Source organism: Sphingomonas faeni (assembly GCF_040407495.1).
In the GTDB taxonomy this organism is placed as follows: Bacteria; Pseudomonadota; Alphaproteobacteria; order Sphingomonadales; family Sphingomonadaceae; genus Sphingomonas; species Sphingomonas faeni_D.
On the sequence record NZ_JAPZPP010000002.1, the window covers coordinates 189,504 to 203,444 of the forward strand.

Here is a 13,941-nt window from a genome sequence, read left to right on the forward strand (position 1 = left end):
GCGCCTCGTATGGCACCGACGCATTGACCTTTAGCGCGGTCGACATCGAATTTCCCAACACCGACCGCAGCAAGAGCAACCGCCGGATGGAGTGGACTATGTCGTAGTGCTGCAGGCGCTGGTCGGCAGCATGGGCTATGTCCGCATCCGCTTCGGTGTCGGTGCGCCGACGCTTTCGGAGCAGGTAGTGGGAGAATTGTCGGCCTGATCACACGTCCGCGCGCGCACTTCGACCCTGATGCGTTCTATCCCGATATCGAAGGCTGCGAACGGGGGGCTTGAGGCTCTACAGCGTTATCCTTCCCTGGCGCTTACCAGACGGGCAGGGATGATATTTGACCCGCCTAGATCGCCTGCGCGCTGACGGTTCGACCGGTCGCTTCGAGATCGCGCGTGAGGTCCGCCAGGCAACGATCGACCAGCGCCTCGTCCGAACTTCGCACGACGAAGTTCGCGCCCGTCTTGCCATCGCGAAAGAACGGATAGCTGCCGATCGCGACGCCCTCATGCGTCTTCTCCGCATCGCGCAGGATGTCCGCGACCTCCGACTCCGCGACCCAGCAACCGATCGTCTTCGACACCACCGGGCGCCCGCCTTCCAGCGTGCTCGTCAAAGCGTCGAGCATTCCGGCGGTAATGTGCGGCACGCCCGCCATAATGAAGATGTTGCCGATCCGGATCCCCGGCGCGCCCGACACCTTGTTGTCGATCAGGTCCGCCCCGACCGGTACTCGCGCCATCCTTGCGCGCGCTTCCGTAAGCCCGCCGCGTGTCGCGTAATACGCCTCCAGCACCGCCATCGCGCGCGGATGATGCTCGACCGCGACGCCCAGCGCCTCGGCGATCGCATCCACGGTAATGTCGTCGTGGGTCGGCCCGATCCCGCCGGTCGTGAACAGGTAATCGTTGCGGGCGCGCAAAATGTTGACCGCCTCGACGATCGCCTCGGTCTTGTCGGCGACCACGCGCACCTCGGCGAGGCGGATGCCCTGCACGTTGAGCCAGGCCGCGATCTGCGCGACGTTCTTGTCCTGCGTGCGGCCCGACAGAATCTCGTCGCCGATGATCGTCAGCGCGGCCGTCCAGATGCGTTCCTCTACCATGCCCCTCGCATAGCCTCGCAAAACCGCGCCCGCCACGCTATATCGCGCGACATGACCGAATATGTAACCGTCACCTCGGACCAACCCGACGCACGCACCGGCGCCATCAAGCTCCACGGCCCCGCCGCGTTCGCCGGCATGATGAAGGCAGGGCAGCTCGCCGCCGAAACGCTCGACATGATCGTCCCGCACATGGTGCCGGGCGTGACCACCGCCGAGATCGACCGGCTCATCTACGACTTCATCGTCGCCGGCGGCGGCGTGCCCGCGACGCTTGGCTATCGCGGTTACACGCACAGCGTCTGCATCTCGATCAACCATGTCGTCTGCCACGGCATCCCGAGCGAGAAGACGCTGAAATCGGGCGATATCGTCAACGTCGACGTCACGCCCTTACTGGACGGTTGGCACGGCGACACGAGCCGGATGTATCTGATCGGCGACGTGCCGATCAAGGCGCGCCGGCTCGTCGAAGTCACCTACGAATGCCTGATGATCGGCATCGAGCACGCCAAGCCGGGCAACCGCATGGGCGACGTCGCCAATGCGATCCAGCGCCACGCGGAGAAGCACCGTTACGGCGTGGTCCGCGATTTCTGCGGGCACGGCGTCGGCCGCCTGTTCCACGACGCCCCCGAGGTCGTTCATGTCGGCAAGCCCGGCACCGGTCCCGAACTCCGCCCCGGCATGATCTTCACGATCGAGCCGATGATCAACATCGGCCGCCCCGACGTGAAGCTGCTCGACGACGGCTGGACGGCGGTCACGCGCGATCGCTCGCTGTCCGCGCAGTTCGAGCATTCGATCGGGATCACCGAGACGGGGTGCGACATCTTCACGCTCAGCCCCAAGGGCTACACGCAGCCGCCCTACGGTTGATACGGCGATCAGACGTGCGTCGCAAACTGCGGCTCTGCCCTATGGCCGATCATTCACCGCGACACTCTCTCCCCACCGTCACCCTGACGAAAGTCAGGATCCAGTGCCACAAGGCGCCGCACTCGGTTACCCTGGATCCTGACTTTCGTCAGGATGACGGGATCTGGGGGGCCCGACCCGGCACATGGCAACGAACGACGCTTTCGTTTAAATCAACCTGCGCCGCGCCGATGCGAAGGAGTTGCGCCGTCATGGCTGGTGATACCCCCGAGGTCGTATTCGACGATGACAATCCCGAATGGACCGAAGCCGATTTCGCGCGGGCACGGCCGATCGCAGACTTCCCGGAAATGGCAGCGGCCTTTCCGAACGGCAACAAGTCGCGCGGCCGGCCAAAGGGCTCCGTAACCTCTGGCAAGTCCCTCGTGTTTCTACGCCTCGACAACGACGTGCTCGAAAGATTTCGCGCGAGCGGCCCCGGCTGGCAGTCGCGGATGAACGAAACGTTGCGCGGCGCTAAGCCATAAGCGGGATAATTACGGTCCCAAGTCACATTGTCGTGGTTCGCACAGGTGACGTACGCCCCCCACCCCGCTAAAGCCTGCCCCATGACCGAGATCACACCGCAGATCGTCGCCGACCACGGCCTGTCCCCCGAAGAATATGAGCGCGTCCTGCGCGCCATCGGCCGCGAGCCGAACATGGTCGAGCTCGGCATCTTCTCGGTCATGTGGTCCGAGCATTGCAGCTACAAATCCAGCAAGATCCACCTGATGAAGCTGCCCACCAAGGGTCCGCGCGTCATCTGTGGCCCGGGCGAGAACGCCGGCGTCGTCGATATCGGCGACAACCAGGCGGCGATCTTCAAGATGGAGAGCCACAACCACCCGTCCTACATCGAGCCCTATCAGGGTGCTGCGACCGGCGTCGGCGGCATCCTCCGCGACGTCTTCACGATGGGCGCGCGGCCGATCGCCAACCTGAACGCGCTCCGCTTCGGCCGCCCTAATCACCCCAAGATGCGCCACCTGATCTCGGGCGTCGTCCACGGCATCGGCGGCTACGGCAACTGCGTCGGCGTGCCGACCGTCGGCGGCGAAGTGAACTTCCACTCGGCGTATGACGGCAACATCCTTGTCAACGCGATGACCGTCGGGATCGCCGATCAGGACAAGATCTTCTATTCCGCAGCCTCGGGCATCGGCAATCCGATCGTCTATGTCGGCAGCAAGACCGGCCGCGACGGCATCCACGGCGCGACGATGGCCTCGGCCGATTTCGGCGAGGATTCCGACGCCAAGCGCCCGACCGTGCAGGTCGGCGATCCCTTCACCGAGAAGCTGCTGATCGAAGCCTGCCTCGAACTCATGGCTACCGACGTCATCGTCGCGATCCAGGACATGGGCGCGGCGGGCCTTACATCTTCGGCCGTGGAAATGGCGTCAAAGGGCGGCGTCGGCATCGAGCTGACGATGGACGACGTGCCGCAGCGCGAGACCGGTATGACGCCGTACGAGATGATGCTCTCGGAATCGCAGGAGCGCATGCTGATGGTCCTGAAACCCGGCCGCGAAGCCGAGGCCGAGGCGATCTTCAAGAAGTGGGAGCTCGATTTCGCGGTGATCGGCCGCGTCACCGACACCGGCCGGATGGTGCTGACGTTCAAGGGCGAGACCGTCTGCGACATCCCGCTCGGGCCGCTTGCCGACGAAGCGCCGCTCTACGACCGCCCGCACGTGCCGACGCCGAAGCCCGCACCGCTCGAAAACGCGCCGCACAGCAGCGACATCGCCGCCGACCTGCTCACGTTGATGGGCTCGCCCGACGTCGCCTCGCGCCGCTGGATCTGGGAGCAGTACGATCACATGGTCGGCGCCGACACGGTGCAGCGCCCCGGTGGCGACGCCGCGGTCGTCCGCGTCCACGGCACGCAGAAGGCGCTGGCGATGACCACCGACTGCACCCCGCGCTATTGCTTTGCCGATCCCGTCGAGGGCGGCAAGCAGGCGGTTGCCGAAGCCTGGCGCAACCTGACCGCGGTCGGCGCGCTGCCGCTCGCCGTCACCAACTGCCTCAACTTCGCCAACCCGCAGCGCCCCGAGATCATGGGCCAGATCGTCGGTTGCCTCGAAGGCATGAGCGACGCCTGCATCGCGCTCGACTTCCCGATCGTCTCGGGCAACGTCTCGCTCTACAACGAGTCGAAGGCGACCGGCGGCGGCTCGGCGATCCTGCCGACCCCGGCGATCGGCGCGATCGGGTTGCTGGCGGACTGGCAGAAGAATGCGACGATCGCGTTCAAGGGCTCGGGCGACATCATCCTCGCGGTCGGCACGCGCGGCGGCCATCTCGGCCAGTCGCTCTGGCTGCGCGAATGCCACGGCCGCGAACAGCTCGACGCCGGCCCGCCCCCGCCGGTCGACCTCGCCGCCGAACGCCGCGTCGGCGACCTGATCCGTGAAGCGATCGCGTTGGGCCAGCTGACGGCCGTCCACGACGTCTCCGACGGCGGCATCGCGGTGACGCTCGCCGAGATGGCGCTCGCCGGCGGGATCGGCGCGATGATCGACCGCAAGCAGCCGTTCGACTGCGCGCGCTCGTTCTTCGCGGAGGACCAGGGCGTCTACATCGTCACCGTCGACGACCATTCGCTGCTCGACTTCCTCGGTGCGGCGCATGCAGCCGACGTCGAAGCCGAACCCCTGGGTCGCACCGGCGGCAAGCGCCTGATCTTCGAACGCCCCGACCGCGACGACGTCATCGCGCTCGACACGTTGCGCTCGGCGCACGAGGGGTTCTTCCCGAAGCTGATGGGCGTCGACGCAGCGCTCGCGTGATAGGTTCTGCGGCGGGTGGCCAGCAGTTGCTGGATTGCCCCCGCCCTGCCCCAACGCAAAGTAAGTAGAGCAAAGCAAAGCAGCCACCCCGGCGGAGGCCGGGGCCCAATTGGGATGGCCGCAGTAACGAGGCACTGTCTCCAGCGACTACCGTCCCCCGATTGGGCCCCGGCCTCCGCCGGGGTGGTTGTCCGTCGCGGTAAGGTACCAACTCAAACACAGCATGTGTCCCCGCGAAGGCGGGGACCCAGTCTGGGCTCCCGCCTTCGCGGGAGAACAACGAACCAAGATATGTCGTCCGATCTAGCTCGAGTAGAGCTCGGCCACCTCCCCTCTCCGTCATCCCAGCGAAAGCTGGGATCTCCCGCATCAGGCCGCAGCGCTCGTCAACAGCAACACCCCAGCTCCCGCAAGGGTGACGGGAGAGGCGGAGCAGCTTGGAGGACAAGAGGCGCAGTGCTGCAGGGCATCGCGCAGAAAAGACAGGTGGCGCAGATCACCGACCGGATAGCGGATTCACCAAAACGGGAGGTCACGCTACCCTAAGACACCCTGCAAAGCGCCCTGTCCTACACCACAGCGATATGCCAGCGTCGAACCATGACCGCATTACTCTCCTACCCCGCTACCAAAACGCCGCGCCCGAACCCAAGCGTCGATCGAGCGCTGCCCAGGTCCGTCCGACCCAGCCAACGCCGTCCGCTCCTAAAGTGCAGCCAAACGCGCCACTGTCATCGCCCAATCCCTACAACGGCCCCGCGAAATACTGCGCGAGCGTCTGCACTTTGTGCACTTCCGGCATTTCGCATGACCCCCGCCCCCTCCAAAATGGCCACGCCCGACGCCCTCCACGGTACCGACGCGACGACCATCACCGACGTCGAAAGCCCCGCAGTCCAACCAGCGCAACGCACCCGCGGAATGCTGCACCAGCGTCTGCACTTCGTGCACTTCCGGCGTTCCACATGACCCCCGCCCCCACCAGAATCGCGACGCTAGACCTCATCCGAGGGGTCGCCGTCATGGGCATACTCGCTTCAAACATCGCCGCATTCGGCTTCCCCGAATTCGCCTACATGACCCCCGCCTCGATGGGCTGGCCAAGCACGCCCGACCTCATCGCCTGGACCACGACCTTCGTCGTCATCGACGGCAAGATGCGCGGGCTCTTCTCGGTCCTGTTCGGCGGGTCGATGCTGCTGGTCATCGACCGGGCCGAGGCGAGCGGCGAAGACCCGGCGACCGTCCACCTCCGCCGCATGGCGTGGCTGTTCGTGTTCGGCATCGCGCATTTGTACCTGCTGTGGTGGGGCGACATCCTCGCGCACTACGCGCTGGTCGGCGCGCTTGCGTACATGTTCGCGCGGTTGCCAGTCCGCTGGCTGATCGGCGTCGGGCTTGCCTGCATTGCGCTCCAGACGGTCGAGCTGACGACGCTCGTCGCCTACACGTTCGACCTTCACGCCGCCGCGCACCGGCCCGGCGCGACTGCGCGGATCATTGCCAACTGGCAATCGTTGGCGGATCAGTTCGGCCAGCCGTCCCTCGCCGGCGTCGAGCGCGAACTGGCCGTCGGGCGCGGCGGATGGCACGATCTCGTCGCGTGGCGTTGGATGCACGCCGCTGGACCGATCACGTCCCTCACCGCCACGGGTCCGGAGACGCTAGGCTTCATGCTGTTCGGCATGGCGGGGCTGCGATCGGGGTTCCTGACGGGGGAATGGTCGCGGCGACGCTACACCGTGATTGCGGTCGTCGGGATCGGACTCGGCTGGATTTGCTATGCGGCCATCGCGGCGTTCGACATCGCCCACGGGTTCGACGCGCGCTATGTCGCGCTGTCGTGGCTCGCGCTCGCAACCCCGCTTCGGCCACTGACGATCATGGGTTACGCCGCGGCAATCATCCTGCTCGCACAGCCCGGCGGCTGGCTGACGACCCGAGTCTCGGCGGCGGGTCGAATGGCGTTCACCAACTATCTCGGCACGACGGTCCTCTGCACCACGCTGTTCTACGGATATGGGTTCGGGCTGTACGGCACATTGTCGCGAGCGCACCTCTATCTCGTGGTCGTGCCGATCTGCCTGCTGATGCTCCTATGGTCGAAACCGTGGCTTGATCGCTTCCGCTATGGTCCGCTCGAATGGCTGTGGCGCAGCCTGTCGCGATTCACGTGGCAGCCGATGCGCGGTTCGGCGTTCACGACGAACCGATCGGACTAGTTGCGACTAAGACGCAAAAGAGCTTGCGAGTGGTTCGCATTATCCGTATCTCCGGCTTACAGCTAGGGAGTTCCCATGGTCGTCTGCGTTTGCAATGCCATACGAGAATCCGACGTTCGCAACTGCGCACGCGGCGGTTGCACTACACCGTGCCAGGCCTTCCGTTCGATGGGCCGGAAACCCAAATGCGGCCAGTGTACATCGATAGCGCGAGCTATTATCGACGAGGAACGCGCCGCTGCATAAGCGTCGCAACAGCTAAAAAAGCCCGGAAAACCGCCATTTTTGGGGGTTGTGCTAATCTGTGTCAGCCCGCTACATGCTCCTCAGAGGTGACGGAGATATGGCCATGCGCGGCGACCCCCAAGTAATCGAATTCCTGAACGAGGCGCTCAAGAACGAGCTGACCGCGGTCAATCAATATTGGCTCCATTACCGGATGCTCGAGCATTGGGGAGTCTACAAGCTCGCCCAGTACGAGCGGATGGAATCGATCGACGAGATGAAGCACGCCGACTGGCTGTCGGAGCGCATCCTGTTCCTCGATGGCCTGCCGAACTTCCAGCTGCTCGGCCGCCTCCGCATCGGCGAGACCGTCGAGGAGGTCCTGAAGTCGGATCTGGCGCTCGAAGTCGAGGCCACCGTCCAGCTTAAGGGCGCGATCTCGTACTGCGAAGAGGTCAAGGACTACATCAGCCGCGACCTGTTCGCGCGCATCCTCGCCAGCGAGGAAGAGCATGTCGATACGCTCGAGCGCCAGTTCGAGATGATCGCACGGATGGGCATCCACAACTACATCCAGCTCAACTCGATCTCGGAGCATGATTCGCCAAAGGCTGGCGCGGCTCCGTATCTGAAGGGCTGAGCTACCGGCGATGCCGGTGAGCCGGTATCGCCTGAAAGACTTAATCCTCCCCTGCCAGAGGGAGGTGTCGCCAAAGGTAACGGAGGGGGAGGAGGCGGAACAGCGGTTTCGCATACCTCCCCCTCCGTCAGGCTGGCGCCTGCCACCTCCTCCTCGCGGGGGAGGACAAATTTTAGTCCCCGCCGAAGCCGGTCGGCACGGCGCGGCGACCAAACCCGCCACCGACAACTGGCTTGCGCGCGAGAACCGGATTAGCCTCGCGTTCCAACAGTGTCAGCGTTTCGACGAACAGCGGCCGAAGCTGGACGATGTGCTCGAGCGCTTCGTCAGGCGTATCCTGCATCTCCACACAGTCACGCGCGATCGTCTCGATCGCCTCGGCCAGATCGGCCAAGGGCTCGGCCCCGAACTGCCGTGCTTCGCCTTTGAGCGTGTGCGCGGGGATCACCATCGCCGCCGCGTTGAGCGCGCGCATCGCCGCTTCGATCGCTGCGACCGACTTCACGCCATCTTCGCGAAAATAGCCGAGAATTCGTACAAACCCCGCGCCCAGCTCACTCCGCGCCTGCGCAAACGCCGGCCAGTTGATCAAGGTGCTTCCTTCGAACGACACTGTCGCCTTCTCCCGTTCGGCAATCCGCCATGAAGGTCGGATCACGCTGTACCCAACTTGGGTAAACACAATGTTGTCACGCTACAAAAGTGTTACGATGAAAGTCGGCGAAACTTCATCCAAAACGATCTCTATTTTCGCATTCGCAGCCGTCGCAACCAACTCGAGCTCGGTCGGTGCCTTGGGGTCGTCGGCGATGACCGTGACCGCTTTCGCTCCGCCCCGTAGCGCCTTTGCGAGCCGTACCGCGGGCCAGGGGCAGCGCATGCCCCTGGCATCGATATGGACTACGGCGGACACCGCCTAGCTGCCTCCGCCGCCCCTGCCGTTGTCGTCGTACGGGTTCTTCGGTGCCCGGAACATCAAGCGGACGGGGACCGCGCCAAAGCCCAGGTCCTTGCGCATCGAATTGACCAGATAGCGTTCGTAACTTGCCGGCAACTGATCGACGCGCGTGCCAAAGATGACGAAGCTGGGCGGCCGCGTCTTGACCTGCGTGACGTAGCGCATCTTGATCCGCTTGCCGCCTGGCGCCGGTGGCGGGGTCGCCTCGATCGCGCGCTCGAACCAGCGGTTGAGTTCGCCGGTACCGACGCGCTTCGACCAGGCGTCGCGCGTGTCGAAACAGGCTTGCAGCAACTGGTCGATACCCTTGCCGGTTGCGCCTGACACGGTCATCACGGTGACGCCCTTGACCTGGCTCAGACCGTCTTCGAGCGCACGCTTGACGCCGTTGAACAGCGACGAGGCGCTTTCGGCGATATCCCATTTGTTGAGCGCGATGACGAGCGCACGGCCCTCCTGCAGCACCTTGTCGGCGATGCGGAGATCCTGCGCTTCAAGACCGAGCGTGGCATCGAGCAGCAGTACAACGACCTCGGCGAAGTCGACCGCGTGGAGCGCGTCCTCGACCGACATCTTCTCGAGCTTGTCCTGCACCTTGGCACGCTTGCGCATGCCCGCGGTGTCGATCAGGCGGACTTTGCGTGCTTCGCCACCGGTCGGGTGCCAGTCATAGTCGACGCTGATCGAATCGCGCGTGATCCCGGCTTCGGGGCCGGTGATCATCCGGTCTTCGCCGAGGATGCGGTTGACGAGCGTCGACTTGCCCGCGTTCGGACGACCGACGATCGCGAGCTTCAGCGGGCCTTCGTATTCGTTGTCCGGCTGTTCCTCGGGGGGCTCTTCCTTGCCTTCGAGCAGCGGGAGCAGGCCTTCGAACAGGTCGCCCAGGCCTTCGCCATGTTCCGCTGACAGCTGGACCGGATCGCCGAACCCAAGTGCTAGCGATTCGAGAATACCGTCTTCGCCGGCGCGGCCTTCGGCCTTGTTAGCGACGAGAATGACGGGAACGTCGGCGGTACGCAGCCAGCGCGCGATCTCTTCGTCGAGCGGGACGATGCCGGCGCGCGCGTCGAACAGGAACAGCGCGACGTCGGCCTGCTCGACGGCGGCTTCGGTCTGCTGGCGCATGCGGCCGGGCAAGGTCTGGGCGTCGTGGTCTTCGTAGCCGGCGGTGTCGATGATGCGGAATTCGAGGCCGATCAGCGACGCATCGCCTTCGCGGCGATCGCGCGTGACGCCAGGGCGATCGTCGACCAGCGCGAGCTTCTTGCCGACGAGGCGGTTGAAAAGGGTCGACTTGCCGACATTTGGGCGGCCGACGATCGCGACCACGGGGAGTTTGGACATGAGGGGGCCTTAGCGCGTGTCGCGGCAAAGGTCACCTAGTCCCTCTCCCCGCCGGGGAGAGGGAGTCGGCGTCACCTATACGCGGTGACCTTGCCCTTTTGGTCGAGCGTGTAGAGCGTCGAGTTCGCGACGATCGGTGGCAGCGAGAACGGCGTCTTGGTCTCGATCGTCGAACTTACCGTACCGTCGGTCGGCGAGACGAAGTTGATCTCGCCACGCGAATTGGTCAGGACGAGGTGATTACCAGCCAGGATAGGACCGAACCAGGTGATAGCATTGCTGCGCTTCTTCTCGTTCTGGAAGCGCGGCAGCTGGGCGATCCAGCGCGCCTTGCCGTTCGAGCGCGACAGGCAGACGAGGCGGGCATCGTCGGTGACCACGAACAGCCATTCGCCTGCGATCCACGGCGTCGAGATACCCGCGAAGTTCTGCTCCCACAGGCGCTGACCGGTCGACAGTTCGAGCGCGACCATGCGGCCACCCTGCCCGACCGCGTACACGCGGCCGCCATCGATCACCGGCGCGGCGTCGATGTCCGACAGGCTCGACACAGAGGTGGTGACCGAGGTGCGCGACAGTGCGTCCTGCCAGAGAATGCGGCCATTCTCGTAGCGATAGGCACTGAGTTCGCCGCTGGAGAAGCCGGCGACGACGGTGCCCTGGCTGACCGCGGGGGCCGCGACGCCGAACACGCCTTGCGTTTCGAGCGTGCCAGACTGGACCCACTGGACTTTGCCATCGGCCTGGTTGAGCGAGAACACCTGATTGTCCTGCGTCAGGACGTACACCGCGCCATTGGCGACGGTCGGCGACCCACGCAGCGGCGCACCGGGCTTGGCACGCCACAAGATCGCGCCGTCGGCGGCGTTCATCGCAACGACATCGCCGACTCCGTCGGTCGCGTAGAGCTTGCCGTCGTCATAGCTGACGCCGCCGCCGAAGCGTGCGGCCTTGTTGAGCTTGCCCTCGGTGATGCCCGCGCTCCACAGCGCCGCGCCGGTATCGGCGGTGAAAGCGTGAATAGTCGCGGTGACGTCGGTGACGAACAGCTTGCCGTCAGCAACGACCGGTGCGGCGCCGAGGCGCTCGCGGTTCGAGCCGCCGTCGATCGAGGCTTGCCAAAAGCGCTTCGGCTGATCGCCGAGCGCGAGTTGGCCCATCGACTTGGCGGGGTTGCCGCCGGGCTGAGCCCAGGCGTCATTGACCGCAGGCGCGGGCAGCAGGACCTGCACGTCGGCGATCGTCTTGTCGGTCTCGACCTCATTCTCGGAGACCAGGATCGAGACCCGGTCACCGATGGTCGGGGTCTTTTTGACGCCACCCTTGAAGATTCCACAACCGCTGAGCGCCATCAGCGCGGCGACGGCGACCGTCACCCGATATGTCTTCATCATTGCGCCTTGGTATCCTCGTTTGATGCAGCCGGGGTGATCACCCTGGCAGTAGCGCCCGTGCTGGCAACAGCGTCCACACCCAGTACGCCAGCCATCTGAACCGCGCGTTGACGGATCGTCTCGGGCACGCCGGTATCACGAGCGATCTGACCGAACAAAGTGCCCGCCTGCTGGCGCTGGTTCATGCGGAGATAGGAGATCGCGACCATCTCGCCGGCGCTACCGAGCCACGGACCACCGGGCACTGCGAGCGGACGAAGCCGTTCGACGATGACCTGCGGCTTCAGCGTGTCGAACTCGGCCGAGGTCTGGCGAACGAGTGCGAGATCGCGGAACGGCTTGGCCAGCGACGTATCGGCAGCGATCGCGCCGAGCTTGGCGGCGGCGCCCTTCAGATCGTCCTTCTGGAGAAGGACGTCGGCCTGCGTGAACATCGCGAGCGCTCGGTAGCCGTCGCGGTTCGACTTGGCGAGTTCGGCGAGCGGCTTTGACGCGGCTGCGGCGTTGTTGGCGCCGAGCGAATCATACGCTGCCTGAAGCTGTTCGCCCTCGACGCCAGCGGCCTCGCCATTGTGATGCTGCCAATAAAGGAAGCCAGCCAGTGCCGCGAGTGCGGCGACAACGCCGACCGCGACCCATTTGCCCCAGTTCGTCCAGAACCCGGCGAGCTGGTCGCGTCGCAGTTCTTCGTCGACCTCACGCAGGAATGCTTGATCGGTTTTCGGCGGGAGGGCCAAGGAATGCTCCGGGAATAGTGAGGGGGTGGGCGGCGCGGACCTTAGCCGCGCCGGAACCGAAACGGAAGCGGATCAATCCTTGGGCGCGTAGACCTGCTCGGCGCTCGGAAACGCGCGCGATCGAACGTCGTCCGCGTAGGTCTGCGTCGCGGATGAGATCGTGTCGGCGATGTCGGCGAACCGCTTCACGAACTTTGCCGTCCGGTCGAACATCCCGAGCATGTCCTCGGTCACCAGCACCTGACCGTCGCATTGTGCGGACGCACCAATGCCGATCGTCGGGCAGGCCACGCTGTTTGTGATCTCGATCGCGATCGGCTCGACCACGCCTTCGATCACCAGCGAGAATGCGCCGGCCTCGGCGATGCTCTGCGCGTCGGCGACGATCTTGGCGGCTTCCTCAGGCGTACGACCGCGGGCGCCGTAGCCGCCGAGGACGTTGACTGCTTGGGGGGTCAGGCCGACATGGCCCATCACCGGAATACCACGCTCGGTGAGGAACTTGACGGTCGGTGCCATCGCAGTGCCCCCCTCGAGTTTCACCGCAGCGGCGCCGGTCTGCTTGAGCAGGAATGCCGCACTTTCGAACGCCTTTTCGGGCGAGGCTTCGTAGCTGCCGAACGGCATGTCGATCACGACCACCGCATGATAGCTGCCCCGCACGACCGCCGCGCCGTGGGCCGCCATCATCTCAAGCGTAACGGGCACGGTCGACGGCAGGCCGTAGATCACCTGACCCAAGCTATCGCCGACCAGCAGCATGTCGCAGTGCGGATCGAGAAGCTGCGCGGTCCGAACGGTGTAGGCGGTGAGCATGACGAGCGGCGTCTTGCCCTTCTGGCGACGGATCGCGGGGATCGTCAGGCGCTTGAGCGGCGCCGGCGTCGGGTTGGCGCGACTCGTCGCGGTGTCGAGGGTGTAGGTCGTGGACATGGAAGCGCTAGTAGCGTGCGGCGTCGCGCTCGCCCAGTGCCGTGCGCGTCATACTGCCCAGCCCTTCAGTCGGGCATGGCCGACGAGCCAGAGCGTGAAGGCCGCGATCGCGATGATGACGACGGGCAAGCCGAGCGTCTCGCTTGCGCCCTTGTGCGCGACGATGTCGGTCGAGGCGAACAACCAACCGAACTGCGCGATCGTCGCCACCAGCGATGCGATCAAGAAGGGACGAGCATTGGCGCGCCGCATGAACAGAAGGATCGCGCCGACGAGACCGCTCAGCACGGCGATAGCGAACAGCGGATCATACCAGTTGGGCAGCGCCGCATAGAGCGCCCGGTCATAGGCGCTGGACTGCCCCATCGCGTCCGCGCCGAGCCTAAGCTGTTGCAGGCACATGAAACATCCGACGAGCCCCCAGAGAACAAGGACTCCGGTCGTCATGCGAAACCACAAAGGCCCCTGTCGTACGAAAAACATAGCGCCGCCCCTGCCTGTCTCAGGACAACAGACTGCGCGCCGCGGCGGGTATGCGCAAGAGGCGGTCGGAAAGCATCAAGATGTCGTGGATCCGGAACCGGAGGGACATCGGGAGCTTCCGACTGCGACGTCCCTCCGGGCCGTAATCATGACCTATCGCGCCCAACCTGAACGCGTCGTGAC

14 protein-coding genes are annotated in these 13,941 nt (G+C 65.0%); 6 read left to right on the forward strand and 8 right to left on the reverse strand.

Annotation, left to right across the window (positions count from 1 at the left end):
* Positions 1–344 precede the first annotated feature (344 nt).
* Positions 345–1,103, reverse strand: coding sequence for a competence/damage-inducible protein A (locus O6W96_RS05715; protein WP_353468697.1), 759 nt, complete (start codon positions 1,101–1,103; stop codon positions 345–347).
* Between the two features lie 51 nt (positions 1,104–1,154).
* On the opposite strand from O6W96_RS05715, the gene map reads away from it, so the two are divergent.
* From map to bfr, 6 genes are all read left to right on the forward strand, one after another.
* Positions 1,155–1,982, forward strand: coding sequence for a type I methionyl aminopeptidase (gene map, locus O6W96_RS05720; protein WP_353468698.1), 828 nt, complete (start codon positions 1,155–1,157; stop codon positions 1,980–1,982).
* A 251-nt stretch (positions 1,983–2,233) separates the two neighbouring features.
* Positions 2,234–2,509: a BrnA antitoxin family protein gene (locus tag O6W96_RS05725; protein WP_353468699.1), complete on the forward strand. Its 276-nt coding sequence runs from the start codon at positions 2,234–2,236 to the stop codon at positions 2,507–2,509.
* 81 nt (positions 2,510–2,590) lie between these two features.
* Positions 2,591–4,819: a phosphoribosylformylglycinamidine synthase subunit PurL gene (purL, locus tag O6W96_RS05730; protein WP_353468700.1), complete on the forward strand. Its 2,229-nt coding sequence runs from the start codon at positions 2,591–2,593 to the stop codon at positions 4,817–4,819.
* Between the two features lie 1,022 nt (positions 4,820–5,841).
* On the forward strand, positions 5,842–7,041 hold the full coding sequence (locus O6W96_RS05735; protein WP_353468701.1) for a DUF418 domain-containing protein: 1,200 nt from the start codon (positions 5,842–5,844) through the stop codon (positions 7,039–7,041).
* A gap of 75 nt (positions 7,042–7,116) precedes the next feature.
* The gene (locus O6W96_RS05740) at positions 7,117–7,287 is read left to right on the forward strand and encodes a (2Fe-2S)-binding protein (protein ID WP_082441433.1); all 171 of its coding nucleotides are present in this window, start codon (positions 7,117–7,119) and stop codon (positions 7,285–7,287) included.
* A gap of 103 nt (positions 7,288–7,390) precedes the next feature.
* A complete protein-coding gene (bfr, locus tag O6W96_RS05745; RefSeq protein WP_056486959.1) occupies positions 7,391–7,906 on the forward strand; it encodes a bacterioferritin in 516 nt (171 codons plus the stop codon).
* A gap of 172 nt (positions 7,907–8,078) precedes the next feature.
* Here the strand turns inward: bfr and O6W96_RS05750 are convergent, their stop codons facing one another.
* The 7 genes from O6W96_RS05750 to O6W96_RS05780 all read right to left on the reverse strand — a co-directional run bounded on the left by O6W96_RS05750 (position 8,079) and on the right by O6W96_RS05780 (position 13,722).
* Complete coding sequence (locus O6W96_RS05750) at positions 8,079–8,519, reverse strand: Hpt domain-containing protein (protein WP_353468702.1); 441 nt, start codon at positions 8,517–8,519, stop codon at positions 8,079–8,081.
* 81 nt (positions 8,520–8,600) lie between these two features.
* Positions 8,601–8,819, reverse strand: coding sequence for a sulfurtransferase TusA family protein (locus O6W96_RS05755; protein WP_353468703.1), 219 nt, complete (start codon positions 8,817–8,819; stop codon positions 8,601–8,603).
* 3 nt (positions 8,820–8,822) lie between these two features.
* Positions 8,823–10,211 carry a ribosome biogenesis GTPase Der gene (gene der / locus O6W96_RS05760; protein ID WP_056050847.1) on the reverse strand — a complete coding sequence of 463 codons (1,389 nt, stop codon included), beginning with the start codon at positions 10,209–10,211 and terminating at the stop codon, positions 8,823–8,825.
* 71 nt (positions 10,212–10,282) lie between these two features.
* Positions 10,283–11,605: a PQQ-binding-like beta-propeller repeat protein gene (locus tag O6W96_RS05765; RefSeq protein ID WP_353468704.1), complete on the reverse strand. Its 1,323-nt coding sequence runs from the start codon at positions 11,603–11,605 to the stop codon at positions 10,283–10,285.
* Positions 11,602–12,342, reverse strand: coding sequence for a tetratricopeptide repeat protein (locus tag O6W96_RS05770; protein ID WP_353468705.1), 741 nt, complete (start codon positions 12,340–12,342; stop codon positions 11,602–11,604). The genes O6W96_RS05765 and O6W96_RS05770 overlap by 4 nt, the downstream gene beginning before the upstream one ends.
* A gap of 72 nt (positions 12,343–12,414) precedes the next feature.
* On the reverse strand, positions 12,415–13,275 hold the full coding sequence (gene panB, locus O6W96_RS05775) for a 3-methyl-2-oxobutanoate hydroxymethyltransferase (RefSeq protein WP_353468706.1): 861 nt from the start codon (positions 13,273–13,275) through the stop codon (positions 12,415–12,417).
* A 48-nt stretch (positions 13,276–13,323) separates the two neighbouring features.
* Positions 13,324–13,722, reverse strand: coding sequence for a hypothetical protein (locus O6W96_RS05780; protein WP_353468708.1), 399 nt, complete (start codon positions 13,720–13,722; stop codon positions 13,324–13,326).
* Between the last annotated feature and the right edge of the window lie 219 nt (positions 13,723–13,941).

Excerpts from the sequence above, each read along its gene's own strand:
- bfr (WP_056486959.1), top strand. The coding sequence starts at position 7,391 with ATGCGCGGCGACCCCCAAGTAATCGAATTCCTGAACGAGGCGCTCAAG.
- der (WP_056050847.1), bottom strand. The coding sequence starts at position 10,211 with ATGTCCAAACTCCCCGTGGTCGCGATCGTCGGCCGCCCAAATGTCGGC.
- O6W96_RS05765 (WP_353468704.1), bottom strand. The coding sequence starts at position 11,605 with ATGATGAAGACATATCGGGTGACGGTCGCCGTCGCCGCGCTGATGGCG.
- panB (WP_353468706.1), bottom strand. The coding sequence starts at position 13,275 with ATGTCCACGACCTACACCCTCGACACCGCGACGAGTCGCGCCAACCCG.
- O6W96_RS05715 (WP_353468697.1), bottom strand. The coding sequence starts at position 1,103 with ATGGTAGAGGAACGCATCTGGACGGCCGCGCTGACGATCATCGGCGAC.
- map (WP_353468698.1), top strand. The coding sequence starts at position 1,155 with ATGACCGAATATGTAACCGTCACCTCGGACCAACCCGACGCACGCACC.
- O6W96_RS05725 (WP_353468699.1), top strand. The coding sequence starts at position 2,234 with ATGGCTGGTGATACCCCCGAGGTCGTATTCGACGATGACAATCCCGAA.
- O6W96_RS05735 (WP_353468701.1), top strand. The coding sequence starts at position 5,842 with ATGGGCATACTCGCTTCAAACATCGCCGCATTCGGCTTCCCCGAATTC.
- purL (WP_353468700.1), top strand. The coding sequence starts at position 2,591 with ATGACCGAGATCACACCGCAGATCGTCGCCGACCACGGCCTGTCCCCC.
- O6W96_RS05740 (WP_082441433.1), top strand. The coding sequence starts at position 7,117 with ATGGTCGTCTGCGTTTGCAATGCCATACGAGAATCCGACGTTCGCAAC.
- O6W96_RS05780 (WP_353468708.1), bottom strand. The coding sequence starts at position 13,722 with ATGACGACCGGAGTCCTTGTTCTCTGGGGGCTCGTCGGATGTTTCATG.